At 65.8% G+C, this 26,306-nt stretch carries 23 protein-coding genes; 12 read left to right on the plus strand and 11 right to left on the minus strand.

The features are described 5' to 3' along the window. Positions 1 to 264 precede the first annotated feature (264 nt). Entirely contained in the window at positions 265 to 909 is a 645-nt protein-coding gene (locus M2650_RS06505) for a hypothetical protein (protein WP_249472625.1), read from the plus strand. 417 nt (positions 910 to 1,326) lie between these two features. Here the strand turns inward: M2650_RS06505 and M2650_RS06510 are convergent, their stop codons facing one another. Continuing rightward, positions 1,327 to 2,463 (minus strand): TIR domain-containing protein, encoded by a 1,137-nt coding sequence (locus M2650_RS06510; protein ID WP_249472627.1) that lies wholly within the window; start codon positions 2,461 to 2,463, stop codon positions 1,327 to 1,329. A gap of 86 nt (positions 2,464 to 2,549) precedes the next feature. After that, positions 2,550 to 4,214 carry a urocanate hydratase gene (hutU, locus tag M2650_RS06515; RefSeq protein WP_249472629.1) on the minus strand — a complete coding sequence of 555 codons (1,665 nt, stop codon included), beginning with the start codon at positions 4,212 to 4,214 and terminating at the stop codon, positions 2,550 to 2,552. Between the two features lie 62 nt (positions 4,215 to 4,276). Here hutU and M2650_RS06520 point away from each other — a divergent pair, with 62 nt between their 5' ends. The 3 genes from M2650_RS06520 (at position 4,277) to M2650_RS06530 (ending at position 7,226) form a co-directional block, all read left to right on the plus strand. Beyond that, positions 4,277 to 5,044 (plus strand): ThuA domain-containing protein, encoded by a 768-nt coding sequence (locus M2650_RS06520; RefSeq protein ID WP_249472631.1) that lies wholly within the window; start codon positions 4,277 to 4,279, stop codon positions 5,042 to 5,044. A 174-nt stretch (positions 5,045 to 5,218) separates the two neighbouring features. Then, on the plus strand, positions 5,219 to 6,724 hold the full coding sequence (locus tag M2650_RS06525; protein ID WP_249472633.1) for a DNA-3-methyladenine glycosylase 2: 1,506 nt from the start codon (positions 5,219 to 5,221) through the stop codon (positions 6,722 to 6,724). Continuing rightward, positions 6,675 to 7,226, plus strand: a complete 552-nt coding sequence (locus tag M2650_RS06530; RefSeq protein WP_249472635.1) for a methylated-DNA--[protein]-cysteine S-methyltransferase — start codon at positions 6,675 to 6,677, stop codon at positions 7,224 to 7,226. The genes M2650_RS06525 and M2650_RS06530 overlap by 50 nt, the downstream gene beginning before the upstream one ends. A 187-nt stretch (positions 7,227 to 7,413) precedes the next feature. Here M2650_RS06530 and M2650_RS06535 read toward each other — a convergent pair whose 3' ends face one another. Next, the gene (locus M2650_RS06535; RefSeq protein WP_249472638.1) at positions 7,414 to 7,968 is read right to left on the minus strand and encodes a DUF4440 domain-containing protein; all 555 of its coding nucleotides are present in this window, start codon (positions 7,966 to 7,968) and stop codon (positions 7,414 to 7,416) included. 55 nt (positions 7,969 to 8,023) lie between these two features. Here M2650_RS06535 and M2650_RS06540 point away from each other — a divergent pair, with 55 nt between their 5' ends. Further along, positions 8,024 to 9,268 (plus strand): alkaline phosphatase family protein, encoded by a 1,245-nt coding sequence (locus M2650_RS06540; protein WP_249472640.1) that lies wholly within the window; start codon positions 8,024 to 8,026, stop codon positions 9,266 to 9,268. A gap of 34 nt (positions 9,269 to 9,302) precedes the next feature. After that, positions 9,303 to 9,731, plus strand: a complete 429-nt coding sequence (locus M2650_RS06545; protein WP_249472642.1) for a hypothetical protein — start codon at positions 9,303 to 9,305, stop codon at positions 9,729 to 9,731. 83 nt (positions 9,732 to 9,814) lie between these two features. On the opposite strand, the gene M2650_RS06550 is transcribed toward M2650_RS06545, so the two are convergent. After that, positions 9,815 to 11,074 (minus strand): formimidoylglutamate deiminase, encoded by a 1,260-nt coding sequence (locus tag M2650_RS06550; protein WP_249472644.1) that lies wholly within the window; start codon positions 11,072 to 11,074, stop codon positions 9,815 to 9,817. Between the two features lie 166 nt (positions 11,075 to 11,240). Between M2650_RS06550 and hutI the strand changes: the two genes are divergently transcribed. Next, entirely contained in the window at positions 11,241 to 12,473 is a 1,233-nt protein-coding gene (gene hutI, locus M2650_RS06555) for an imidazolonepropionase (protein ID WP_249472646.1), read from the plus strand. 34 nt (positions 12,474 to 12,507) lie between these two features. Next, the gene (locus M2650_RS06560) at positions 12,508 to 13,701 is read left to right on the plus strand and encodes a dipeptidase (RefSeq protein WP_249472648.1); all 1,194 of its coding nucleotides are present in this window, start codon (positions 12,508 to 12,510) and stop codon (positions 13,699 to 13,701) included. A gap of 1,075 nt (positions 13,702 to 14,776) precedes the next feature. Here M2650_RS06560 and M2650_RS06565 read toward each other — a convergent pair. Together M2650_RS06565 and M2650_RS06570 are read right to left on the minus strand one after the other, a co-directional pair. Then, entirely contained in the window at positions 14,777 to 14,971 is a 195-nt protein-coding gene (locus tag M2650_RS06565; protein ID WP_249472650.1) for a 30S ribosomal protein THX, read from the minus strand. Between the two features lie 92 nt (positions 14,972 to 15,063). Next, the gene (locus M2650_RS06570; protein WP_249472651.1) at positions 15,064 to 15,471 is read right to left on the minus strand and encodes a MerC domain-containing protein; all 408 of its coding nucleotides are present in this window, start codon (positions 15,469 to 15,471) and stop codon (positions 15,064 to 15,066) included. Positions 15,472 to 15,543: 72 nt separating this feature from the next. Between M2650_RS06570 and M2650_RS06575 the strand changes: the two genes are divergently transcribed. The 3 genes from M2650_RS06575 to M2650_RS06585 all read left to right on the plus strand — a co-directional run bounded on the left by M2650_RS06575 (position 15,544) and on the right by M2650_RS06585 (position 19,679). Continuing rightward, on the plus strand, positions 15,544 to 17,715 hold the full coding sequence (locus tag M2650_RS06575; RefSeq protein ID WP_345779843.1) for a TonB-dependent receptor: 2,172 nt from the start codon (positions 15,544 to 15,546) through the stop codon (positions 17,713 to 17,715). 327 nt (positions 17,716 to 18,042) lie between these two features. Next, positions 18,043 to 18,441, plus strand: coding sequence for a MarR family winged helix-turn-helix transcriptional regulator (locus M2650_RS06580; RefSeq protein WP_249472655.1), 399 nt, complete (start codon positions 18,043 to 18,045; stop codon positions 18,439 to 18,441). Next, positions 18,438 to 19,679: an MFS transporter gene (locus tag M2650_RS06585; RefSeq protein WP_249472657.1), complete on the plus strand. Its 1,242-nt coding sequence runs from the start codon at positions 18,438 to 18,440 to the stop codon at positions 19,677 to 19,679. The genes M2650_RS06580 and M2650_RS06585 overlap by 4 nt, the downstream gene beginning before the upstream one ends. A gap of 102 nt (positions 19,680 to 19,781) precedes the next feature. On the opposite strand, the gene M2650_RS06590 is transcribed toward M2650_RS06585, so the two are convergent. After that, positions 19,782 to 20,270: a Fur family transcriptional regulator gene (locus M2650_RS06590; protein ID WP_249472659.1), complete on the minus strand. Its 489-nt coding sequence runs from the start codon at positions 20,268 to 20,270 to the stop codon at positions 19,782 to 19,784. Between the two features lie 31 nt (positions 20,271 to 20,301). Further along, a complete protein-coding gene (gltX, locus tag M2650_RS06595) occupies positions 20,302 to 21,717 on the minus strand; it encodes a glutamate--tRNA ligase (protein ID WP_249472661.1) in 1,416 nt (471 codons plus the stop codon). Positions 21,718 to 21,902: 185 nt separating this feature from the next. On the opposite strand from gltX, the gene lpxH reads away from it, so the two are divergent. Then, entirely contained in the window at positions 21,903 to 22,640 is a 738-nt protein-coding gene (gene lpxH, locus M2650_RS06600) for a UDP-2,3-diacylglucosamine diphosphatase (protein ID WP_249472662.1), read from the plus strand. Between the two features lie 144 nt (positions 22,641 to 22,784). On the opposite strand, the gene M2650_RS06605 is transcribed toward lpxH, so the two are convergent. The 3 genes from M2650_RS06605 to M2650_RS06615 all read right to left on the minus strand — a co-directional run bounded on the left by M2650_RS06605 (position 22,785) and on the right by M2650_RS06615 (position 26,254). Further along, a complete protein-coding gene (locus tag M2650_RS06605; RefSeq protein ID WP_425602505.1) occupies positions 22,785 to 23,588 on the minus strand; it encodes a ferritin-like domain-containing protein in 804 nt (267 codons plus the stop codon). A gap of 159 nt (positions 23,589 to 23,747) precedes the next feature. Further along, on the minus strand, positions 23,748 to 25,220 hold the full coding sequence (purF, locus tag M2650_RS06610; RefSeq protein ID WP_249472664.1) for an amidophosphoribosyltransferase: 1,473 nt from the start codon (positions 25,218 to 25,220) through the stop codon (positions 23,748 to 23,750). A 47-nt stretch (positions 25,221 to 25,267) separates the two neighbouring features. Then, complete coding sequence (locus M2650_RS06615; protein ID WP_249472666.1) at positions 25,268 to 26,254, minus strand: SPOR domain-containing protein; 987 nt, start codon at positions 26,252 to 26,254, stop codon at positions 25,268 to 25,270. Positions 26,255 to 26,306: the final 52 nt, after the last annotated feature.

A 26,306-nucleotide genomic window follows, 5' to 3' on the forward strand; every position in this document is an offset into this window, starting at 1 on the left:
CCCACATTAACGATGCGCAGGCGACGCTGGCGGAATACAAGCTAGGGAATGCCATAGGGCGGGCGATGCGAAATCTGCGATACGCGGCACATGTAGCCCGGGTAAGCGAAGCGCACCCGGGGCCACGCCGCTGCGCGCATCCCGGGTGCGCTTCGCTTACCCGGGCTACGTTGGCAGGGCGAGGTTGGCTCCATTCCAGCGTGATTGTCCTTGCCGCCGATCGAAATCTAGGATTACGCTCTGTCGATATCGAGGTGAGTCTAGATGACATTGCGGGCCATTCATGCTTTCACGGCAGTGACGATACTGCTGTTGCTGGTTTGGCGCGTTTCTGCGCACGCCGCCCCTGCCGATGCCGAGGCCTGTCCTCATGACCGGACGCACCTGTTGTCGCTGGACGAAGACGCTTTCGACCAGGATCTTTCCAATGGCGGCGGCGGTTGGCGGGCGCTGGCTTCGAAGCCAGGATGCGAAACGGTCGCCGCGGACCTGATCCGCGACTATCGGCAGGCGCACAACAACGAAGCGGGCATACTCTTCTGGCATGAGGCGCAACTGCGCGCTTCCGCCGGGGAGTACGCGCAGACAATCCCATTGATGGAACGCTCGCGCAAGCCTGCGGATCAGGATCGCGGCGGCTGGAATCCCTATGTGGACGCGACTCTCGCTTTCCTGCGCAAGGATCGGGCTGCGATCGGCGCCGCAAGGGAGCAGCTGTCCAAAGTGGCACCGCCGCCCGGCGAAAAGATATCGAAAGACGGTTTCATGGAACTATCGTTGCCCGACGGGCAGAAGATGAAGATGCGTTGGCCGCCGAACCTGGATGTGGTCGATGGCCTGATCCGCTGCTTCGACAAGCCCTACGACGTGGCTTACGGTAACGAGTGCCGTTCGCCTGCGAAACCGTAGGCTGGGTTGGTGAGGCCAACCCAGCCTACGGCTACTGTGAGGGAATCGCGGAAGCTCGGACCATGATGGCGTAGCTTGCTTTCGTTTCTTCTGCCATTTCGCGACAACTGCAAGCTTGTGACTGCAAGCTTGTGTAGGCTGGGTTAGCTATATCAACCCAGCCTGCAGGCCGTGATGAGTTAGGTTGATGAAGCCAGCCCAGCCTACGGCCCTAACTCAGAATCCTAAGTCGCGATGTGCTGGGTTGATGGAGCCAACCCAGCCTACGGCCCTCGAAGGCTACCCACTTCGACCGGTAAACGACGGGTTGAAACCCGCCTTACATTCCACCACAACTCGTAGGACGGGTTTAACCCGTCAAATGCGAGAAGCGGTGTTAGAGCCGGCGAAGGGCGGAGTTATCCGGGCTACGCGACTCTATTCCACCCGCGCCAACGCAACCGGCCCTGTCGATCTGACCACGTCCCGCAACGTGAAGAAGGAAATCGCAACTTGAGGAGTTCCGGAAGCGTATGGCGCAACTTGATAGGACTGGAACCTGATAAGAATTCCGTCATCGCTCATCGTGAATGCTTGGAAATTACTCCATTCTGGTTCTGTCCCAGAGTTGATCCACTCAGAGGCAGCCTCATCAGGCATAGAGCCCCATATCTCCCAATGCTGTTGAGCCAAAGCAGTACGACAGGAATCGCTGATAAGCTGAAGCGCTTCTTCTTGCCTCTCGAAAAGCGACTCGAGCGTGAACTCAGTAACACGTTCGGTCACCAAAAAATTATGTGTGATAAGCACTCCATTACCATGAGCGGCGCCAGAGGAGTACTGCCAGCGCGAACTTTCGACGCTAACGATTGCACTGTTGGCAAACACTACCACTGCGGCTCCCTGCTCTTCATCTTCAGGCCACTCGGAACCGTCATGCCTAAGTTCTCGGCGATTGGCAACCCACGGGAGCGGCCGGGCTGCGATCATGCTTTGCCGCGCGCCCCCACGAAAATAGTCACTTAGCTCGATGGCAGCTTCAGCGTGTGTTTCCGATTCAAAGGTCAAGTATTCAAATCTTGCGGAACCGCCATGCCAGCTGTCCTCGATGACTCCCTCCTTTACGCGAAAAGGGCCATGTGAACTGCCTGATACGATCTTGACATTGCGTTGTTGAGCAGCAATCTCGAGCTGGGGAATAACTCTGTCCCATTCGCCCACATCACTAAGACGGACGAACTGTAGAAGATCAGCGACTTCTCCAGGTACCGTGCAGGGTTCGAGCACAAGAGGAATGACGGTAATCTGGCCTTCTGGTGCAGATTGCTGCTTAGCCATCGCCTGACGCATTTCTAACTGCACCATTCCGGGCTTATTAACGCTCCTCGGGCTCATGAAGAGCAATACCACATCTGACATCTTGAGAGCGTCCGGAATTACGCGAGGCCACACGGCTCCCGGCGAGACCGCCCTACAAGAGATCCAAGGCTCGAAACCGGCGTCGCGCAGTCGCTGCCAATACGTGAGAACGACCTCTTCGTCCTCCGATGCGTAGCTGATGAAGACCTTGAGCATTTTCAGCCCCACTAGTTGAAATTCTGTATGACAACATCTCGCACGACTACACACCTTTACCAATCTATGATGTGCACTTTGTTCTATCAAAGCATAGGTAGTTTCAATCCCTGCTTTTCCGCGCACTCCTGCGCAACCCCATACCCCGCATCCGCATGCCGCATAACCCCGGTCCCCGGATCGTTCCACAACACCCGCGCAATACGCTTGTCCGCGGCTTCGGTGCCGTCGCAGACGATCACCACGCCGGAATGCTGCGAATAGCCCATGCCCACCCCGCCGCCGTGGTGTAGCGACACCCAGGTGGCGCCGCCGGCGACGTTCAACATCGCGTTGAGCAGGGGCCAGTCGGAGACGGCGTCGCTGCCGTCCTTCATCGCTTCGGTTTCGCGGTTGGGCGAGGCGACGCTGCCGCTGTCGAGGTGGTCGCGGCCGATCACGACCGGCGCCTTCAGCTCGCCGTTGCGGACCATCTCGTTGAACGCCAGGCCGAGCTTGTGGCGTTGGCCCAGGCCGACCCAGCAGATGCGGGCCGGCAGGCCCTGGAAGCTGATGCGTTCGCGCGCCATGTCCAGCCAGTTGTGCAGATGCTTGTCGTCGGGGATCAGCTCCTTGACCTTCGCATCCGTCTTGTAGATGTCTTCCGGATCGCCGGACAGCGCCACCCAGCGGAACGGGCCGACGCCGCGACAGAACAGCGGGCGCACGTAGGCCGGCACGAAACCGGGGAAATCGAACGCGTTCGCGCAGCCTTCGTCCTTGGCCATCTGGCGGATGTTGTTGCCGTAGTCGAACGTGGGGATGCCCATTTTCTGGAACGCGAGCATCGCTTCCACATGCACGCGCATCGACTTCTTGGCCGCGTCGCGCACTTTTTCCGGATGCTGCGCCTGATCGGCGAGCCATTGCTCCACCGTCCAGCCGATCGGCAGATAACCGTGCACCGGGTCGTGCGCGCTGGTCTGGTCGGTCACCGCATCGGGGCGCACGCCGCGCTCGACGAGCTGCGGCAGGATCTCGCTGGCGTTGCCGAGCAGCGCGATCGATTTCGCCTGGCCGGCCTTCGTGTATTTGTCGATGCGCGCCAGCGCGTCGTCCAGGTCGCTCGCCTGCTCGTCCACGTAACGCGTGCGCAGGCGCATGTCGATGCGCGACTGCTGGCATTCGATGTTCAAACTGCAGGCGCCGGCCAGCGACGCGGCCAACGGCTGCGCGCCGCCCATGCCGCCCAGGCCCGCGGTGAGGATCCATTTGCCGGCGAGGTCGCCGTGGTAGTGCTGGCGGCCCATTTCGACGAAGGTTTCGTACGTGCCCTGCACGATGCCCTGGCTGCCGATGTAGATCCAGCTGCCGGCGGTCATCTGGCCGTACATCATCAGGCCTTTCTTATCGAGCGCGTTGAAGTGTTCCCACGTGGCCCAGTGCGGCACCAGGTTGGAGTTGGCGAGCAGTACGCGCGGCGCGTCGGCGTGCGTCGGGAAAATCCCCACGGGCTTGCCGGATTGGATCAGCAGCGTTTCGTCGTCGCGCAGTTCCTTCAGCGACTTGAGGATGGCGTCGTAGCAATCCCAGTCGCGCGCGGCGCGGCCGATGCCGCCGTAGACGACGAGTTCCGCGGGGTTTTCGGCCACGTCCGGATCCAGGTTGTTCTGGATCATGCGGAACGGCGCTTCGGTGAGCCAGCTCTTGCAGCTCAGCTCGGTGCCGCGCGGGGCGCGGATGGTGCGGGACGGGTCTTTGCGGTTGGACATGCGCGAGGGCCGTGGTGCGGGAAGGACGCGATTATCCCCCACGGCGCGGTAGGATGCAGGCGATGCGAATCCTGGCTGCCTTTCTGTTGATTTCGCTGCTGTGCTGGGTGCAAACGGCGCCGGGGCATGGCGCCGGATCGGAGAGCTCGCGGCTGAAGCCGCTCCCACAAAAAGCAGAACGGGCGCTGGTATTTACGCGCACCGAGGGTTATCGCCACGATTCGATCCCCGCTGCGGCGGCCGCCGTGCGCGAGCTTGGCGCGCAGCTGGGTTGGCAGGTGGAGCATGGCGAGCAGGCGGGAGCGTTCACGCCGCAGAATCTGGCGCGCTATCGCGTGGTGGTGTTCGCGAACACGACCGGCGATGTGCTGGACGATGCGCAGCAGGATGCGCTGCGTGCGTTCGTGGAAGGCGGCGGCGGGTTCGTCGGCATCCACTCGGCCGCGGATACGGAATACGAATGGCCGTGGTATGGCGAGCTCGTCGGTGCATGGTTCAAGAGCCATCCACCCGGCTTGCAGACGGCAGATGTTGTTTTCGAAGGCGAACGGCCGCTGCTCAAGCGGCGCTGGCGCGCGACGGACGAGTTGTACAACTATCGGCGAAATCCGCGCGACGAGGTGCGCGTCGTCGCCACCGTGGACGAACAAGGGTACGAAGGCGGCACGATGGGTGCGGACCATCCGATCGCGTGGTGCCGGCGGATGGGTGCGGGGCGGGCTTGGTACACGGGGCTCGGGCATCGGGTGGAGATGTATGCGGATGCGACGTTCCGGGCGCACCTGTTGCGTGGATTGCGGTTCGCAGCGGGGGTTTCCGGGACTTGTTGAGCGGCTTCTGCCTTTCGTAGGAGCGGCTTTAGCCGCGAGCTTTTCCACCTCTGGCAAGAGCTCGCGGCTAAAGCCGCTCCTACGAAGAGCCCGCTTGGCTCGCGTAATTGGCTCTATCCGGATTGATGTCCGAAAACGGCCAGTTTTGCCCCTATGAAGGCCTAGAATGGCCCCATGCACGGCATGCCCACCCCCGAAATATGCAACCGCGCGCGGATCGCCCACGATCCGCGCTTCGATGGCCTGTTCTTCATCGCGGTGCGCAGCACCGGCATCTATTGCCGGCCGGTGTGCCCCGCGCCGACCGCGAAACGCGAGAACGTGGTGTTCTACCCCACGGCCGCGGCCGCAGTCGCGATGGGCTACCGGCCGTGCTTGCGCTGTCGGCCGGAACTGTCGCCGGAAGCGTTCGCGCGGATCGGCGAGGAGACCGTGCAGCGTGCGCTCGGGTTGATCGCGGAAGGCGCGCTGCAGGACGGCTCCGTCGAACAGCTCGCCGAACGCGTCGGCGTGTGCAGCCGGCAGTTGCGGCGCCTGTTCGTGGCGCGCACCGGCGCGACGCCGATCGTGGTGCACACGACGCGGCGCATGTTGCTGGCGAAGCAGTTGCTGACGGAAACCTCGCTGCCGGTGACGCAAGTCGCGCTCGCGGCCGGATTCAACAGCCTGCGCCGCTTCAACGCCGCATTCCGCGAAGGTTGCGGCATGCCGCCGACTGCGATCCGCCGGCAACGCGCAGAAGCGCCGGGCGGCGCGCTGACGTTGCGATTGGGCTATCGGCCGCCGCTGGATTTCCCGGCGATGCTGGCGTTCCTGTCCAAACGCGCGCTGCCGGGCATCGAACGCGTCACGGACAGCAGCTACGAACGCATCGTCGGCCCGGCGGAAGCGCCGACGCTGATCCATGTCAGCGCGGATGCGGCCAAGCCCGAACTGCTGTTGCGCATCGAAGGACCGGACCCGCGCGTGATCCCGGACATCGTGCGCCGCGTACGCCGCATCTTCGACCTGGACGCGGACCTGCGCGCCGTGCATGCGGTGCTGCGCAGCGAACCGCTGCTGGCGCAGGCGATCAAGAAACGGCCGGGCCTGCGTGTGCCGGGCGGCTGGGACGGCTTCGAACTTGCCGTGCGCGCCGTGCTGGGCCAGCAGGTGAGCGTGGCCGGCGCGACCACGCTGGCGCGGCGGCTGGTCGATGCGTATGGCGAGCCGTGCAAAGGCGGACAACCGGGACTGGACCGCGTCTTCCCGCAACCGGAACGCCTGATCGGTGCGCCACTGGAACTGCTCGGCCTGCCGAAATCGCGCGCGACGACACTGCGCTCGTTGGCGCGCGCGATGGCCGATGGCCGCATCGATTTCGGCGCAGGCCAGCGCCTGGACGATTTCGTCGAACGCTTCACCGCCCTGCCCGGCATCGGCCCGTGGACGGCGCAATACGTGGCGATGCGCGCATTGAGCCAGCCGGACGCGTTCCCGGCCGGCGATCTGGTGCTGCAACAAGTGCTGGGCGGCGCCACGAGCGGCGACGGCCTGCGCCTGACCGAACGCGCCACCGCCGCGCGCGCCGAAGCCTGGCGTCCGTGGCGCGCTTATGCGGTGTTGCAGCTGTGGCATCTGGCCGGCGACCATGCGGTGGCCAAGACCGAACAGAGGAAGAAGGCCCGTGTGGTTCGATGATTTCGCATCGCCGATCGGCCGGCTGGTGGTAGCGGCGGACGAAGAAGGCGTGCGCCACATCCTGTTCGACCGCAACCGCCATGGGCTGCCGAGCGGCCGCAGCGCATGGTTGCGTTCACCGCCGCGCGTGGTGCATGCACGCAAGCAGTTGGAAGAATATTTCGAAGGCGAACGCCGTCGATTCGACCTGCCGCTGATGCCGATAGGCACGCCGTTCCAGGTGCTGGTGTGGCATACGCTGGCGACGATTCCGTACGGCGAGACCTGGAGTTATGGGCAGCTGGCGAAAGTGATCGGCGAGCCGGAATCGGCGCGCGCGGTGGGCGCGGCGAACGGGCGCAATCCGATACCGATCGTGTTGCCGTGCCATCGGGTGATCGGGGCGGATGGCAGTTTGACGGGGTTCGGCGGCGGGCTCGACAAGAAGGCGACGTTGTTGCGGTTGGAAGGCGCACTGCTTGTCGAAGAGAAGAAGCCGGTGACGGGCGATCTGTTCGGTTGAGGTTTGGTTTTAAGCCGTCATTCCCGCGAAGGCGGGAATCCAGTGACTTTAAGACCTCTCCAGATCGCGACGAGGTGACCTGACATTCCGCGCGCCCTCACCCAACCCTCTCCCGCAAGCGGGAGAGGGCTCAAGCCAAGTCACTGGATTCCCGCCTTCGCGGGAATGACGGCTTGAGAGCCATGCATCAACCTTGCGGACAGGCTTGCCTGCGCCCTTCGCGGAACGCCGCCACCTGCGCTTCGGTCGCCCGCACCGGCTGCACGCCATCGTCGAACAACACGCGCCACACGCCGTCCGCACCCTTGTGCCACACCGATTGGAACGCGCCCAGCGAAAACCGTTGCTTCGCCTCCGGCGCCAGGCTTTCGTACAGCGCCGGACCGCTGGAATAGGCGATGCCGGGTTCGCCGCCTATCGCCACCATCGTCGGATACCACGACAGTTTCATGCGCTTGCCGGCGACGATGCCCGCCCAGCCTTGCGCGACGGCCTCGCGGCCGCGTTGCGGCTGCGCGCTCTTGGCGCCGAAGACGGCGCCGTCATGCAGATGCGCGGCGAAAGCGGCAGCATCGTGGTCGGCGACCGATTGCGCGAAGCTCAATTCGCGCGCCCAGACCGCGCACTCGTCCGCACTGAGCTTCGGCAGCGGATCGGGCACCGCCGGTTCGGCCGCCTGTGCCGCCGCAGAGAGCAGCAGGAGGAAAACCGCGGCGCAGGCGTTGCGATACCGGACCGTCATGAAAATTCCCTCCAGCTCTGACATCCTTCGCGCAGGCTAGCCGATCCGAGAACGCATGCACCTGCCGTTGGTCATCCTCCGCACCCTATTGCTGTGCCTGTGCCTGGCCGCTTGCGCCAGCGTCGCGCCGCCGCCGGGCCCGCCGCAAACCGTGCTGCTGGTGTCGATCGACGCCTTCCGTCCGGATTATCTCGGCCTCGGCCTCACGCCGAACCTGGACCGGCTGGCGCGCGAAGGCGTGCGTGCGCAGTGGATGAATCCTTCGTACCCGTCGCTGACGTTCCCGAACCATTACACCCTCGTCACCGGCTTGCGGCCCGACCATCACGGCATCATCCACAACACGATGCGCGACGAATCGCTCGGCGGCTTCAAGCAGTCCGATCGCGAGGCGGTCGGCAACGGCCACTGGTGGGGCGGCGAGCCGGTCTGGGTGAGCGCGGAGAAAGCGGGCCTGCGCAGCGTGACGATGTACTGGCCCGGCAGCGAAGCGGCGATCGACGGCGTGCGGCCCTCGCAATGGCGCAAGTTCGACGACAAATCCGCTTACGACGAGCGCGTCGACCAGGTCGTGGCGTGGCTGGACGTGCCCGCCGCGCAAAGGCCGCGGCTGGCGACTTTGTATTTCGAAAAGGTCGACAAGAAAGGCCACGACTACGGCCCGAATTCCCCGCAGGTGCGCGAGGCCGTCGCCGAAGCCGATGCCGCGATCGGGCGGCTGACGCGGACGCTCGCGCAACGCGGCCTGCTGGACGGCATCAACCTGATCGTGGTGTCGGACCACGGCATGGCCGAAGTCGGGCCGGGCCATGCGATCGCGGTGGAGGACATGGTGCCGGTGGAGGATGCGGTGGTCGTGTCGATCGGGCAATCGATCGGCATCGCGCCGCGCCCCGGCCGGGAAGCGAAAGCGGAAGCGCGGCTGCTCGGCGCGCATCCGCAATACGACTGCTGGCGCAAATCCGAGCTGCCGGCGCGCTGGCGTTACGGCAGCAATCCGCGCATTCCGCCGATCGTCTGCCAGATGCACGAGGGCTGGGACGCGCTGGAACGCGAAAAAGCGCTGCAGCGGCCCAAGGATGCGACGCGCGGCTCGCATGGCTACGATCCGGCATTGCCTTCGATGCGCGCCCTGTTCATCGCGCGCGGCCCGGCGTTCCGCCGTGGCGCGGTGCTGCCGCCGTTCGACAACGTCGATGTGTATCCGTTGCTGATGCGCCTGCTGGGCCTGCCGCCGGCGGCCAACGACGGCGATTCCGACCGGCTGCTGCCGGCCTTGGCCGCAGACCCGCCGCGTTGACGTTGGTATTGGCATCCCAAGAAGGAGCCCGCCCGTGCGTAAATTTTCGTTGATCGTCACTTCCGCGCTGTTCGCAAGCGCTTTCATCGCCGCCGCCTGGGCGCAGACCACCGCCGCGCCGGCGCCGGCCGCGAAACCGGCTGCCGCGCCCGCCCAGGAGCGCAGGGATCCCCGCGATACGGACGGCGACCATCGCGCCAGCTGGGACGAATACCAGAAGGCGATGAAAGACAACTTCGCTCGCCTGGACAAGAACCAGGACAACGTGCTGGAAAGCGCCGAGCTGCCGCAAAATCCGCCGCCCAAGCCCGGCCAGCGGCTGAGCCGCGAGCAATTCGAAAAAGACCTGCGCCCCGGCTTCGACAACCTGGACAAGAACAAGGACGGCTATCTGGCCGGCGACGAGTTGCCGAGGGCTCCGGGCGCCAAGCCCGCACCAGCGCCGGCTGCCGCGAAGAAATAACCGCGGCTTTTGTAGGAGCGGCTTCAGCCGCGAGCTCTTCCCATCGGAATGCATCGCCGCCGGAAACATCCCGGCGGCATGCTTCAACGCTCCAGCAATTCCCGCATCGCCAACCGGAATCGCGCAGCGATGCGTTCGCCATCGATATGGCGGCCGGTTTCGACCACGCGCCCGCCCGCGACTTCCACGACATCGACCAGATTGCGGTTGCCGCTGAATATCCAACGGTCGATCGCGTCGTCTTCGTTCGCGCCGGCCAGCTGCGGCGCATGCGGATCCAGCATCACCCGGTCGGACACGTCGAACCCGGTCGATGCCGGTGCGCTGGCGACGACGTCGTGCAGCAGCGTGCGGCCGACGCTGGGCGAATCCGCGCGCACGGCGATGTTGCGATGGCGTGTGTCCAAGCGCTGGCCGTATTCCAGCCAGCGCAACTCTTCCACCGGCGATACCGAGATGTGCGAGTCCGAGCCGATGCCCCAGGCGCCGTTCGCGGCCAGGTAATCGCGCAGCGGGAACAGGCCGTCGCCGAGATTCGCTTCGGTCGTAGGGCAGATCGCCACCGTGGCGCCGCTGCGGGCGATGCCGCGCACTTCGGCCGGCGTCAGGTGGGTGGCGTGCACCAGCGTCCAGCGCGGATCGACCTGCGCGTTCGCCAGCAGCCATTCCACCGGCCGGCCGCCGCGGATCGCGGTGCAGTCCTGCACTTCGCCGATCTGCTCGGCGATATGGATGTGCACGCGCGTGTCCTGCGGCAACGCCTGCAGCACTTCGCGCATCGCTTCGGGCGGCACCGCGCGCAGGCTGTGCAATGCGCAACCGATGCGCAGCGCCGGGCCCTGCTCCGCGCTCAGCGTTTCGAACAGGCGCAGGTAGCCTTCGATCGAATGGCCGAAGCGGCGCTGCCTTTCGCTGAGCGCGCGGCCGTCGAAGCCGCCGGTCATGTACAGCACCGGCAACAGCGTCATGCGGATGCCGGTGTCGCGGGCGGCGGCGATCAGCGCGCGCGACATCGCCGCCGGATCGTCGTAAGGCCGGCCATCGGGCGCGTGGTGCAGATAGTGGAATTCGCAGACGGTCGTGTAGCCGGCCTCCAGCATTTCCGCGTAAAGCTGCGCGGCCACGGCGTGCAGCGTTTCCGGCCCGAAGCGGGCGGCCATGCGGTACATGGTTTCGCGCCAGGTCCAGAACGAATCTTCCGGATGCGTCTGCCGCTCGGCCATGCCGGCCATGGCGCGCTGGAAGGCATGCGAATGCAGATTGGCGATGCCAGGCAGCGTCCAGCCGGGCTGGGCGGCGCCGTCGCGCCAGCCTTGCGGTGTCCAGGTCTTGCCTTCGCTCATGGCTGCATTCTCGCCCGATCGCATCCTGATGGCGAGCAGCGCCGCTCTGCCTTTGTGGGAGCGGCTTTAGCCGCGAGCTTTTCCACCATGAGCCATAGACGGCTCAAGAGCTCGCGGCTGAAGCCGCCTCCCACAGAATGGCCGGGTGGCCCGTACAATCCGGAACATGGTCTCCTCCGCCGACACCCGCTGGGATGGACTGATCGTCGGCGCCTCGCTAGCGACGCTGGACGCCGACGCCGGTTACGGCGCCATCGAAGACGGCGCGCTCGGCTGGCGCGACGGCATGCTGAGCTACGTCGGCCCGCGCGCCGCCCTGCCCGATTCGCCGGCGGCGCTCGCCGAACAAGTCGTCGACGCCGACGGCGGCTGGATCACGCCCGGGCTGGTCGATTGCCATACCCACCTGGTCTTCGCCGGCGATCGCGCCGGCGAATTCGAGCAGCGTCTGCAGGGCGCCAGCTACGAGCAGATCGCGCGCGCCGGCGGCGGCATCGTCTCGACCGTCCGCGCCACCCGCGCCGCGGACGAGCAACAACTGCTGGCGCAATCGTTGCCGCGCGCGCAGGCGCTGCTCGCCGACGGCGTCACCACGCTCGAGATCAAATCGGGCTACGGCCTGGACTACGACAACGAACGCAAGATGCTGCGCGTCGCGCGCCGCATCGGCGAAGCGCTCGGCGTCGGCGTGCGCGCCACGTTCCTCGGCGCGCATGCGTTGCCGCCCGAATTCGCGGGCGATCCGGACGGCTATATCGATCGTGTTTGCGAATGGCTGCCGCGCCTGCATGGCGAAGGGCTGGTCGATGCGGTGGACGCGTTCTGCGAGCGCATCGGCTTCGACGCCGTGCAGACGCGGCGCGTATTCGAAACCGCCCGCACGCTCGGCTTGCCGGTGAAACTTCACGCCGACCAGCTGAGCGACGGCCAGGGTGCGGCGCTGGTGGCCGAGTTCGGCGGGTTGTCGGCCGACCACGTAGAACACACTTCGCTCGACGGCGTGCGCGCGATGGCCGAGCACGGCACCGCCGCGGTGCTGCTGCCCGGCGCTTTCCATGTTCTGCGGGAGACGAAACTCCCGCCGCTCGACGAGTTCCGCGCCCAGCACGTGCCGATGGCGGTGGCGACCGACTGCAATCCGGGCACCTCGCCGCTGCAATCGCTGCGCCTGGCGATGTCGCTGGCCTGTACGCATTTCAAGCTGACGCCGGAAGAAGCGCTGCGCGGCGCGACGGTCCATGGCGCGCGCGCGCTCGGCCTGAGCGACCGCGGCGCGTTGCGCGTCGGCGCCAGGGCCGACTTCGTGCATTGGGCGGTTTCGCGGCCAGCCGAGCTTTGCTATTGGCTAGGCGGCGGGCTGGCGCGGTCCGTTTACGCAGGCGGGCGCAAACTCGTCTGATCCATTCGTTTTCATTCCTGTTGGGGAGCATGCAATGCGTTCGAAAGCCATCGCCGTTTCCATCTTGTTCGCCCTGTCCGCGCCCGCGGTTGCCGCCGACGCCGCCGCGCAGAAGCTTGCGCAGGACGCGGTCATCGTCGACACCCACATCGACGCGCCCGGCGGCCTGACGGACCACTGGGCGGAACTCGGCAAGGATGCGCTGAAGTTCGAATTCGACTATCCGAAGGCGCGCAAAGGCGGGCTGGATGTGGCCTTCATGTCGATCTACACCTCGGCCAAGCAGGACGACGACGGCAGCGCGTGGCAGGTGGCCAACGAGATGATCGACGCGGTCGAAGCGCTGGCCGCGCGCAATCCGGACAAGTTCGCGCTGCTGCGCTCGCCCAAGGACGTCGAACGCCTGCGCCAGGGCGGCCGCGTGCTGCTGCCGCTGGGCATGGAGAACGGCGCGCCGATCGGCGACGACCTGTCGCAAGTGCAGTTCTTCTTCGACCGCGGCGTGCGCTATATCACCCTCGCCCACAGCGCGGCGAACCGGATCGCGGATTCGTCCTACGGCGTGGAACGCAAATGGCATGGGCTGAGCCCGTTCGGCAAGAAGGTCGTCGCCGAGATGAACCGGCTCGGCATCATGGTCGACGTCTCGCACATCTCGGACGAATCGGCGCGCGACACGATCGCCGCCAGCCGCGCGCCGGTGATCGCCAGCCACTCCGCCTTCCGCCATTTCACGCCGGATTTCGAGCGCAACATCAGCGACGAGCTGGCCAAGGCCGTCGCGGAAAAAGGCGGGGTGGTGCAGATTCCGTTCGGCATCGCCTTCGTCAATCCGAAGAGCGCCGCCGATACGCAGGCGCATTTCCGCGCCATCGACGAGCTCAACAAGCGCAACGAAGCACTGAAGGCCGCGGGCAAGCCGCTGGAGAGCAAGGACGCCTTCGACGAGGCCTGGGCAAAGGCGCATCCGGCGCCGCCGACCAAGATCGATGCGGTGCTGGACCAGATCGATTATGCGGTGAAGCTGATCGGCGTCGACCACGTCGGCATCGGCTCGGACTTCGACGGCGTCGGCGGCGAACTGCCCGACGGCCTGCGCACCGTGGCCGATTTTCCGAACCTGGTCGCGGGCTTGCAGGCGCGCGGCTACAAGGACGAAGACATCCGCAAGATCCTCGGCGGCAATCTGCTGCGGGTTTGGACCGCAGTAGAAGCAGCGGCCCGATAATTCGCAGCGGAACAGGCTCCGCCACTCCCTCTAAGGAGGGAAGTTGCTTGGCTCTTGGCTCTGTAGCGGAGCTCGCTCCGCTGCTCTTGCTCCGCCTTTGTAGGGCGAGACTTGCCCCCGTTGCTCTTGCTCTTAAGCCGTTCGCTCTTAAGCCGTTCGCTCTTAAGCCGTTCGCTCTTATGCCGTTCGCTCTTATGCCGTTCGCTCTTATGCCGTTCGCTCTTATGCCGTTCGCTCTTAAGCCGTTCGCTCTTATGCCGTTCGCTCTTAAGCCGTTCGCTCTTATGTCGTTTGCTTTTAAGCCGTCATCCCAGCGAACGCTGGGACCCATCTTGCTCTTGCTCTCGCGCTTGCCCTTGCCCCTAAGCCGTCATCCCGGCGAAGGCCGGGATCCAGGCCCGCGTCCTGGCGGCTTGCGCTGCGACTCGCGCCATGGAAAAAGGCTTCCGGGCTGCGCCCGGGTCACTTTCTTTGTTGGCCCAAAGAAAGTAACCCAAGAAAGGGCCTGAACTGCGGTGCGATGCGTCGCACCTGAAAGTCCGCCAGCGGACCTGCTTTCGTCGCAGGTGACCTTCTTACGCAGGTACTAGATTTTGATTCGCAGCGTATGGGTGACGTGGCTTTTGCGGGTTTGCGCTAAGGAGGCGTTCTGGTCGATCGCCCCGAATCTGAATGTCGAAGCGACGGAGGAATCCCGAGGGCCGGCGAACGGTGGCCAAGAACACGAGGTAACCCCATCGCCGGGATCCCTTCCAAAGGCCCTTTCTTTGGTTACTTCTCTTTTTGGGCCCCACAAAAAGAAAGTAACTCGGCCGCGGTTTGAGCGGACGAAACCCCGGCCCAGAGGGCCGGCAGAGCCGACAAACCCACCAGCAAAGGCAGCGGAGCAAGCTCCGCTCTACAGAGCAACAACAAATTTCTCCGGCCCCTCTTTTTCCAAAGAGGGGAGACAAGCCAAGGCGATGGATCCCGGCCTTCGCGGGGATGACGGCTTTGAGCAACAGCGAGGCAAAGCCCCGCTCTGCAAAGCAAAAAGCCCCGCGATGCGGGGCTTTCTATGGTCGCCAGCGCCGGATTATTCGGACTTGCCGGCAACCTTTTTGGCCACGGCCTTCTTGGCCGGCGCCTTGGCAGCCGTCTTGGTCGCAGCCTTCTTGGCTACCGGCGACGCGCTGGCGCCGGAGGCCTTGGCCGTGGCGTGCGAGCGCGCATTGCCGTAGCTGGAGTTGTAGCGCTTGCCCTTGGCGGTCTTGCGGTCGCCCTTGCCCATCGTAGTGCTCCTGATCTTGTTGACGTGCTTCGTTGAATTCGCGTGCGCCGGTATAGCCGCGCAGGACCGCGAATGCTAGCACGTAGCGCCGGTCAGGCGCTTTCCGCCGCGGCAGCGGCCGCGTGGGTGAGGCGCAGATTGACGAAGTGCGCGGCCGCCAGCATCAGACCGCCGATGGTCATCAGCGCGGCATGGGTCAGATCGTGGTGGTGCAGCGGACTGAACGTAGCCAGCCAGACCAGGGCCAGCGCCGGCAGCAGCAACGCCCAGGCACGGAACACACGGTGGCGGCGGTAACCCAAAGTCAGCGTGGTGGCGGCCAACAGCGTCGCGAAGATCACGAAGGCCTGATCCAGGTCGATCCAGCCGCCGATATTCAGGCCGAAAGCCGGCAATAGCGCGACCAGGATCGGCAACAGCGCGCAATGGATCGCGCAGAGGAATGAGGCGGCGAAACCGAACCGGTCGGCTCGGTGCAGGGCGGATGGCGTGCTGGACATGACTTTTGTGGGATGCGGCCGATTTTGGAACATTATAACATCTCAATCCTGGCCCATCCACCGACCTGCATGATGACCAACTCTTTGTTGCGCCGCACCCCGCTCTTCCTGGCCCTGAGCCTGACCTCCGCCCTGGCCTGGGCCGCCGACCCCATCGACCAGACCGATCCGCGCCACACCGAGCCCAAGACCCTGGATGCGGTCGAGGTGAAGGCCACCCCGCTGGCCGACACTGCCGAAAGCCTGGCGCGACCGGTCGAAGTGCTGGCGGGCGAGAAGCTGGACGAAGCCAAGGCCAATTCGCTCGGCGAGACGGTGAGCAAGCTGCCGGGCGTGCAGTCCTCGTATTTCGGGCCCGGCGTCGGCCGTCCCATCATCCGCGGTTTCGACGGCGCCCGCGTGCAGGTGCTGAGCGACGGCCTCGGTTCGGGCGACGTGTCCACGGTCAGCGTCGACCACGCGGTCACGCTCGAACCGTTCCTGGCCGACCAGATCGAAGTGCTGAAGGGACCGGCGACCTTGCTCTACGGCAGCGGCGCGATCGGCGGCGCGGTCAATGTGGTCGACGGCCGCGTGCCCGAATCGGCGCCCGACGAGCCGTTCCAAGGCCGCGCCGAGCTGCGTGCGGACAGCGTCAACGACGGCCGCACCGGCATGCTCCGCCTCGACGGCGGCACCGGCAACGGCCTGGTGTTCCATTTCGACGGCCTGCACCGCGAGACCGACGACTACGAGATCCCCGGTTTCGCCGAGAGCGCGCGGCAGCTGGCGGAGGAAGGCGAAACTCCGGATCCGTCTACGCGCGGCATCCTGTCCAATAGCGCCGTGCGCACCGACAGCGCCGCGCTGGGCGTGTCCTGGGTCGGCGAACGCGGCTTCTTCGGCGGCGGCTACAGCCTGTATTCCACGCGCTACGGCGTGCCCGGCCATTCGCACGAACACGGCGAGGAACACGAGGGCGAAGAAGGCGAAGAAGCACACGAAGAAGAAGGACCGGTGCACATCGTCATGGACCAGCGCCGCGCCGAAGCGCGCGCGGGCCTGAACGATATCGGCCCGTTCAAATCGCTGCGCGCCCGGGTGGCGCGCACCGAGTACACGCATACCGAATTCGAAGGCGAAGAAGTCGGCACCGTGTTCGACAACGACAGCACCGAAGGCCGCGTCGAATTGGTGCACCAGCCGTTCGGCGGTTTCGAAGGCGCCTTCGGCCTGCAGTGGGCGCAGCGCGATTTCAAGGCGATCGGCGACGAAGCCTTCGTGCCCGCTTCTAAGTCGCGCGACGCCGGCCTGTTCTGGATCGGCCAGCGGCAGTTCGGCGACGTGAAGCTCGAACTCGGCGCGCGCCACGACCAGAACAAGATCGATATCGACGAGAGCACCGCCATCGGCCCGGACCGGGATTTCGACACCACCAGCGTGTCGGCGGCATTGAAATGGGACATCAGCGACGCGTTCCACCTGTCGTTCGGCCTGGATCGCGCACAGCGCTCGCCGACCGCCGAAGAGCTCTATTCCAACGGCCTGCACGTGGCCACCGGCAGCGTCGAACTCGGCCAGCCCGGCCTGGATGCGGAAACCGCCAACCGCGCCGAACTGGGCCTGCATTGGCATCTGGGCGCGCTGAAGTTGGGCGCGTCGCTGTACCACGTGCGCTACGACGATTTCATCTACCTGGCCGACACCGGCGTGGAAGAACACGACGGCCCGGTGCGCCTGTGGACGCAGGACGATGCGCGTTTCAACGGCGCCGAAGGCGAGGCCGACTGGAATTTCGCCGAGAACGGCAGCGGCAGCTGGAACCTGCGCATCTTCGGCGACGTCGTCCGCGCAGAATTGACCGGCAGCGGCACCCGCCCGGTCGACTTCTCGGTGCCGCACGGCGACCACACGCACGATTACAGCATCGAACTGGCGCGGGGCGGCAACCTGCCGCGCATCGCGCCTTGGCGAGTCGGCGGCGAGCTGCGCTGGGAACGCGGACCGCTGCGCGCGTCGCTGGGCGCGGTGCGTTACGCCGAACAGGATCGCGTCGCGCAATTCGAGAGCGAGACGCCCGGTTATACGCTGGTCGACGCGCATTTGGCCTGGCATGGCGACACCTCGGGCGGCAACGCCTGGGAAGTGTTCGTCGACGGCAGCAACCTGCTGGACAAGGAGGCGCGGGCGCATACATCGTTCCTCAAGGATGTGGCCCCGCTGCCCGGACGCAATGTCGGCGCGGGAGTACGCATCTTCTTCTGACCTTCCCCCACCGCGGCGGCATCCGGGCGCGACCTCATGCGCGTCCGGATGTCGTCGCGGACCTCTTGATGGATTCACGAGCCGGGCTTCGCCCGGTTTCTTTTTTTGGATGCGGCTCTTCGTAGGAGCGGCTTTAGCCGCGAGCTCTTGGGAGACGCCCGCGGTCAGTTAAGAGCTCGCGGCTAAAGCCGCTCTTACGAAAAGCGAACGCCGTTCCGGCAGTTCTTGTGGTTCATGCTATATAGGTGTATATGCACATATAACCTGCGGCTGGCCTGGAACATGCCCCAACCTACCCTCGCCCCGACCCCCTGCACTTGCTTCCGCATGCGCAAGCTGACCCGGCTGATGACGCAGCGCTACGACCGCGCGCTCGCGGCCGCCGGCCTGAACATCAACCAGTACTCGCTGCTGCGCCGCGCCGGCATCGAACCGCGCGCCATCGGCGAACTGGCGCGGGAAATGGGCATGGACCGCACCACCCTCACCCGCGACCTGAAACCGCTCGCCGCGGCCGGCTGGGTGGATATCGCGGCCGGCGAGGATGCGCGGCGGCGCGTGATCAAGGTCACCGCCGCCGGCCGGCGCGCGATCGCCAAGGCCAAACCGTTGTGGCGCGAGGCGCAGGACGAGATCGAAGGCCTGATCGGCAGCGCAGGCACGCAAAGACTCCATGCGCAGCTCGATTCCGCCCTGCGCCGGCTGCAATCCGGAGACGCACGATGAACGCGTCGATACAACGCAGCGCCTCCGTCTGGCCGCTGGTGCTGGCCGCCGGCGCCATGCTGATGATCACCATGGGCGTGCGCCAATCGCTCGGGCTGTTCGTGAAACCGATCGGCGAGAGCACCGGGCTCAGCATCGTCGACATCAGTTTCGCGCTGGCCGTAGGCCAGTTCGTCTGGGGCGCCGTACAGCCCGTGTTCGGCGCGCTGGCCGACCAGCGCGGTTCCGGACGCGTGCTTGTCGCCGGCGGCGTCCTGCTGGCTGCGGGCATGGCGCTGACGCCGGCGTTCGCTTCGTCGTGGGGTCTGCTGGTCACGTTGGGCCTGCTTGGCGCAGCCGGCGCAGGCGCGGGCAGTTTCTCGATACTCATCGGCGCCACCGCGCAGCGCATTCCCGCGGAGAAACGTTCGATGGCGGCCGGCGTAATCAATGCCGGCGGCTCCTTCGGCCAGTTCCTGTTCGCGCCGTTCGCGCAAGCGGTGATCAGCGCCGCAGGCTGGGCGGCCGGCATGTGGGCGCTGGCGGTCTCCGCGCTCGCCACGCTGCCGCTGGCATGGCCGTTGCGCTCGCGCAAGGCACCGCCCTCGCCCGCTGCAGCGGCCGCCGCTGCCACGGACGCAAGCCACATCGGATTGCGCGAGCAACTGCGCGTCGCTGCGCGCGACCGCAGCTATTGGCTGCTGCATCTGGGTTTCTTCACCTGCGGCGTGCACATCGCTTTCCTGGTGACGCACTTGCCCAGCGAGATCGCGCTATGCGGATTGTCCGAAGGCGTATCGGCCACGGCGCTCGCGCTGATCGGCCTGTTCAACGTCGGCGGCAGCCTCGCCGCCGGTTGGCTCGGCCAGCGCTACCGGATGAAGTCGCTGCTGGCGCTGATGTACGCCAGCCGTGCGGCGATGATCGCGATCTACCTCGTGTCGCCGCCGACGCCGGTCGTGTTCTACGTGTTCGCCGCGGGCCTGGGCCTGACCTGGCTGGCGACGGTGCCGCCGACCGCGGGCCTGGTCGGCAAGCTGTTCGGGCCGCGTTACCTGGGCACGCTGTTCGGGCTGACGCTGTTCTCGCACCAGATCGGCGGCTTCTTCGGCGCTTGGGTCGGCGGCCTGGTGATCGAGCGCTTCGGCGACTACACCTGGATGTGGTACGCCGACATGGTGCTGGCGCTGCTGGCGGCGGTGGCGAACCTGCCGATACGCGAGACGCGGATCGTGCGCAGCGCCGTCGCAACGGCATAGCTTTTCGTAGGAGCGGCTTCAGCCGCGAGCTCTTTCTTTCAAGATTCCGCGATCTGATGGAAAGAGCTCGCGGCTGAAGCCGCTCCTACGAAAAGCCGGGTTTCAGGCGGCGCGGGCGCAATCGGCGCACAAGCCGTGCACTTCCAGCGTTTGCGCCTGCGGCATGAAGCCCAGCGCACGGGCGCGCTCGTCGAGCTGGGCGACGACGTGTTCGTCTTCCAGTTCCACCGCGTTGTGGCATTGGTCGCAAATCAGGAACGGCACCGAATGCTGCGCCGTGTTCGGATGATGGCAGGCGACGAAGGCGTTGACCGATTCCAGCTTGTGGATGAAGCCGTTGGCCAACAGGAAATCCAATGCCCGATACACGGTAGGCGGCGCGGCGGCGCCGGCGCCTTCGCCGCTGCGGACCTGTTCGAGCAGGTCGTAGGCTTTCAGCGGCTTTCCGCCGTCGGCTATCAGGCCCAGCACGCGCGCGCGGATCGGCGTCAGGCGCAGCCCGCGCTCGTGGCAGGCGCGCTCGACCGCGTGCACGAAGCCGGAGGCGTCGTGGACGTGATGCTTGGGATCGATGCAGGCGTGGCTGGCCATATCGGAATAATGGTGGCGTCGACGCCCGGACTCAAGCCGTTCCGGCGGCCGGGACGATGCGTTTCAGGGCCGCGTCGATGCGTTTCACCGCCTCGGCCTGCCCGGCCAGATAAACCGTGTGCGAAATATCGGGGCTGACCTGGGTGCCGGTGATGGCCACGCGCAACGGTTGCGCGATCTTGCCCATGCCGACGCCCAACGCCTCGGCGGTCGCGTGCAAAGCGGCGCCGACGGCTTCGGCGGTCCAGGCCGGCAGTTTCGACAGGCGATCGCGCGCATCGGCCAGCGCCGTGGTCGCGGCCGACGTGAGGTGCTTGGCGACGGCGGCATCGTCGTACTGCTCCAGCGGCCGGTACCAGACCGCCGCGCGCGCCGCCATTTCCTTCAGCGTCTGCACGCGGTCGCGAAGCGCGACAACGACATCGGCCGGCGCCGGGCCTTGCGCCAGGTCGTAGCCTTCGTTGCGCAGATGCCATTCCAGATGCCTGGCGACGTCGTTCGGATCGTCGTTCTTCAGGTATTGCTGGTTGAGCCAGCCGAGCTTGGCCGGATCCAGGCGCGAAGCCTTGGAATTGACGTCTTCCAGTTTGAACAGCGCGGTCATCTCATCGATCGAGAAGATTTCCTGATCGCCGTGCGACCAGCCCAGCCGCACCAGGTAATTCAGCAGCGCATGCGGCAGATAGCCCTCGTCGCGATATTGCATCACATCCGCCGCGCCGGTGCGCTTGGACAGCTTGGCGCCTTCCGGGTCGAGGATCATCGGCAGGTGCGCGAAATACGGCACCGGCGCGCCGAGCGCCTGATAGATGTTGACCTGGCGCGGCGTGTTGTTGACGTGGTCGTCGCCGCGCACGACGTCGGTGATCTTCATGTCCAGATCGTCGACTACCACCGCGAAGTTGTACGTGGGATAGCCGTCGGAACGGAAGATCACCAGGTCGTCGAGCTCGTCGTTGCTCCACTCGATGCGGCCCTTGACCTTGTCCTCGAACGCGACGGTGCCGCCGACCGGGTTCTTGAAGCGGATCACGCGGTTCGGATCCTCCCGATACGGTTCGTTTCGGTCGCGATAAGCGCCGTTGTAGCGCGGCTTCTCGCCCGCGGCCATCGCTTTCTCGCGCATCGCTTCGAGCTCTTCCTTGGTCTCGTAGGCGTAATAGGCGTGGCCGGAAGCGACCAGCTGCTCGGCCACTTCGCGGTAACGGTCCAGACGCTGGGTCTGGTAGATGGGGCCTTCGTCGTAATCCAGGCCCAGCCAGTCCATTGCCTGCAGGATCGCATCGATCGCCGCCTGCGTGCTGCGCTCGCGGTCGGTGTCCTCGATGCGCAGGATGAACTGCCCGCCGCGGCGGCGCGCTTCCAACCAGCAATACAGCGCGGTGCGCGCGCCGCCGATGTGCAGGTAGCCGGTGGGGCTGGGGGCGAAGCGGGTGCGGCAGGTCATGCAGAGGCCAGAAGTGCGGATTGCGCCCATTTTACCGGACCCGGCCCGAGCTGGTGCTCTTGTGGGAGCGGCTTTGGCCGCGAGCTTTCCACGGATCGCAGCGACATGCAGGAAGAAAGCTCGCGGCTAAAGCCGCTCCCACAAGAGCGAAAGCAGCGGCGCAAGCTCCGCCCTACAATGGACAGATGACCACTCTGTTCATTTCCGACCTTCACCTCGACCCCGCGCGCCCAGACATCGCCCGACTCTTCGGCGAATTCGTCGACGGCGAAGCCCGCCAAGCCGACGCGCTGTACATCCTGGGCGACCTGTTCGAGGCCTGGGTCGGCGACGACGACCCTTCGGAGGCCGGCACTTTCGTCGCCGATAAGCTCGCGGCGCTCGTCGAAAGCGGCGTGCCGGCGAGCTTCATCCGCGGCAACCGCGATTTCCTGATCGGCGACGGCTACGCGCGCCGCGCCGGCATGGCGATCCTGCCCGATCCGGCCGTGATCATGCTGTACGGCCGCCCTACCCTGCTGATGCACGGCGATCTGCTCTGCACCGACGACACCGCCTATCAGCAATTCCGCGCGCAGACGCGCGATCCGGCCTGGCAGGCGCAGTTCATGGCGCAGCCTTTGGCCGCGCGGCTCGCATTCGCCGAACAGGCGCGCGCCGCAAGCAAGGCGCGCCAGGGCGAACTGCGCGACGCGGGCACGATGGAAACGATCACCGATGTCTCGCCGCGCACCGTCGCCGACACGTTCGCGCGCTACGGCATCGACACGCTGATCCATGGGCATACGCATCGGCCGGCGGTGCATGAGCTCGACATCGCAGGAAAACCGTATCGCCGCATCGTGCTCGGCGATTGGTATACGCAAGGATCGGTGTTGCGGGTCGATGCCGCGGGCGCCGCGTTGAGCGCCCTAGCTTTTTAGAGCTGAGCTGGCCCGCTGCTTTTTTGTAGGTGCGAATTTATTCGCACGCTCTTGATTCATGCCCGGAAAAGCGTGCGAATAAATTCGCACCTACGAAAGCGAGAGCAGCGGAGCAAGCTCCGCTCTGCGAAGCCGACACAACGGTCAGCCGGAAAGTTGCTGCAGGGCCTTCAGCTCATCCTCGCCGAAACCTGCCGCGCTGCGCGCTTCGATATTGAACGGCGCACGCAGCACGCCGCGCGCGTACTCGGCCAGCAATTCGCGGAAGCGCGTTTCAGGCTCGACGCCGGCGCGCTCGCAGAACCAGCGGAACCAGCGCGAGCCTGCGGCGACGTGCGCGACTTCCTCGCGCAGGATCGTTTCCAGGATGGCGACGGTCGCATCGTCGCCGAGCGCGCGCAGCTTGACGATCATGCCAGGCGTCACGTCCAGACCGCGCGCTTCCAGCACCCGCGGCACCAGCGCCATCCGCGCCAGGCCGTCGTGGGCGGTCTTCTCCGCCATTTCCCACAGCCCGTTGTGGGCATCGAAATCGCCGTAGTCGTAGCCGAGTTGCCGCAAGCGATCGCGCAGCATGACGAAATGGCGCGCTTCGTCGTTGGCCACGCTTACCCAGTCGGCGTAGTACGCTTGCGGCATGCCTCGGAAACGGTAGACCGCGTCCCAGGCCAGATCGATGGCGTTGAATTCGATATGCGCGATGGCGTGGATGAACGCGGCGCGGCCTTCGGGCGTGCCCAGGCCACGTTTGGGGAGGTCGCGAGGGTGCACCAGCGCCGGTTTCGGCGGGCGGCCGGGCATGCATATCGGGTTCGGCGAGGGGGAATCCGCCGGAATCGCCAATTCCCCGTTAGCGAAAGAAGCTGCCGCAGCGAAGGTCGCGGCGGCCTTGCTTTCGCATGTCGCCGAATCCAGGCATTCAGCTGCAACCTCAAAAATGGGCGCCACTTCCCTATCCCGTCATCCCAGCGAAAGCTGGGGCCCATTTTGATCTTGGTTTCATCAAGTGCAAAGTCGCTGGATCCCCGCCTTCGCGGGGATGACGGCTAAAGCAAAGCAAAGAAGCAAAAGGGATCCCAGCTTTCGCTGGGATGAAGGAAATGGAAGTTACGAGGCGACCCGCCGCTTCTTCTTCGCCTCGTCCGAGCGCAACTGCTGGATCCGCTCGAAATACCCCGGCTCGATGCCGGTCACGTACTCGCCGCTGAAGCAGGAACTGTCGAACTTGCGCCCCGGGAACTTGGGCCCGGCGACCGCGGATTCCAGATCCGACAAGTCCTGGTAGATCAACCAATCGCAGCCGAGCAGTTCTTCGATTTCCTTCTCGCTGCGGCCGTGCGCCACCAGTTCTTCCGACGAGGGCATGTCGATGCCGTAGATGTTCGGATAGCGCACCGGCGGCGCCGCGGAAGCCAGATACACCTTGCGCGCGCCGGCATCGCGCGCCATCTGCACGATCTGTTTCGACGTGGTGCCGCGGACGATGGAATCGTCGACCAGCAGCACGACGCGGTTGCGGAATTCCAGCGGGATCGGGTTGAGCTTGCGCTTGACCGATTTGGCGCGCTCGCCCTGCCCCGGCATGATGAAGGTGCGGCCGACGTAGCGGTTCTTGATGAAGCCCTCGCGGTACTTCACGTTCAGCAGGTTGGAGATTTCCAGCGCCGCGTCGCGCGAGGTGTCCGGGATCGGGATCACCACGTCGATGTCGTGGTCGGGCCGCTCGCGCAGGATCTTCTCGCCCAGGGTCACGCCCATGCGCATGCGCGCCTTGTGCACGGAGATCTCGTCCATCATCGAGTCGGGCCGCGCGAAATAGACGTATTCGAAGATGCACGGCGTGTGCTGCGGATTCTCGGCGCAGATCCGCGTGTGCAATTCTCCGCGCGCGGTGACCACCACGGCTTCGCCCGGGGCGACATCGCGCATGCGCTCGAAACCGAGGATGTCCAGCGCCACCGATTCGGAGGCGATGGCGTATTCGGTCCCGTTCTCCGTATTGCGCTTGCCCAGCACGAGCGGACGGATGCCGTGCGGATCGCGGAACCCGACCAGGCCCAGGCCGAGCACGGTCGCGACCACGGCGTAACCGCCCTTGGCGCGGCGATTGACGCCTTCGATGGCCTTGAAGACCGATTCGGGCGTCAGCGCCTTCTGCGTGTCCAACTCGTGCGCGAACACGTTCAACAGCACTTCCGAATCGGATTCGGTATTGACGTTTCGGCGGTCCTGCTCGAACACCTCGCGCCGCAGCGCGTCGGTATTGACCAGGTTGCCGTTGTGCGCCAGCGCGATGCCGTAGGGCGAGTTGACGTAGAACGGCTGCGCCTCGTCCAGGCCTTCGCTGCCGGCGGTCGGATAACGGCAATGGGCGATGCCGACGCGGCCTTCGAGCAGGCGCATGGCCTTGGCGTCGAACACGTCGCGCACCAGTCCGTTGCCCTTGTGCACGCGCAGGTGCGAGCCGTCGGCGGTGGCGATGCCGGCGGCGTCCTGGCCGCGGTGCTGGAGCACGGTCAAGCCGTCGTAAAGCGCAGCGGCGACTTCACTGGTCCCGACGATACCGACGATGCCGCACATGTTCCGTTTCTCCGCGGCGCCGACGCGCCGCCACTGCCGAATGACGATTAAGGATGCGGGCGGACGATGCCGTCCATACCGGTTTTGGCTTTCACTTGCGATTTGAGCTGGTCGGCCTCGCCGCGGCCGACTACCGGCCCGACGCGGACGCGCGACAGCATGCCCTTGTCGGTATTGACCTGTTCGACGAAGGCGCTGAAGCCGGCCGCACGCAGGCGGTCGCGCATGGCATTGGCTTCGGCCGCCTTGCTGAACGCGCCCAATTGGACCGCGTATCCGGTGCCCGCGGCGGCCGGCGCAGGCGCGCTCGCGACCGGCTTGGCCGCTGCAGGCTGCACCGTAGATGGGGGCGAAGGCTTGCTTGCCAAGGGTTCGGCGTCCAGGACGACCACGCTGCCGCGCAGGTCGCCGCGCGACTGTTGCGCGCGCAGGCGCGCGGCCTCGGCATCGGCGCGGGTGGCATAAGGCCCGACGCGGACGCGATAGCCGCTGCGGCCGTTGACCGTGGACGGCTCGCTATAACCGGGCAGTTGCGACTGCTTGAGCGCGCGTACCACGCCTTCGGCGTTGGCGGCGCTGGCGAAGCTGCCCAGGTTCACGGCGTAATCGCCGCTGGCCGAAGGCGCAGGCAGCTGCGCTGCGGCGGGAGCCGATGTGGTTTCCGCGGGCAGCGCGGCAGGCTCGGACACGCCGTCGGCGCCCAGCGGCACGGGCTTGCTGACGGATTCGGCAGCAGCCGACTGGGCCGTCGAGGCTGCGCTGCCAGGCGCGGCTGGCGTCGCCGGATCGGCGGCATCGGGATGGGGGGTGGTCGTCGTCAAACCGACAGCGCCGCCTTCGGGCGCCTCGCCGGGCGTCACCAGCGGCAACTCGCGGGTTTCGTACTGGCCTGCGGGCGCATCGGGCATGGTCAGCGGCACGTCCGATACGCCGCTGTCGGGTGCCGGCCCTTGGATCAGCATCGGCAGGAAGATCACCGCCAGCGCGACCAGGATCACGGCGCCCCACAGGCGCTGTTTCAGGGCAGGTTCCATCGGGGCTCGCAAGGAACGGCGGATCGCCGCGCGAATTATACCTGCGCCGGCC

The sequence above is a fragment of the Luteimonas galliterrae genome (assembly GCF_023374055.1).
GTDB classification, from domain to species: Bacteria; Pseudomonadota; Gammaproteobacteria; order Xanthomonadales; family Xanthomonadaceae; genus Luteimonas_C; species Luteimonas_C galliterrae.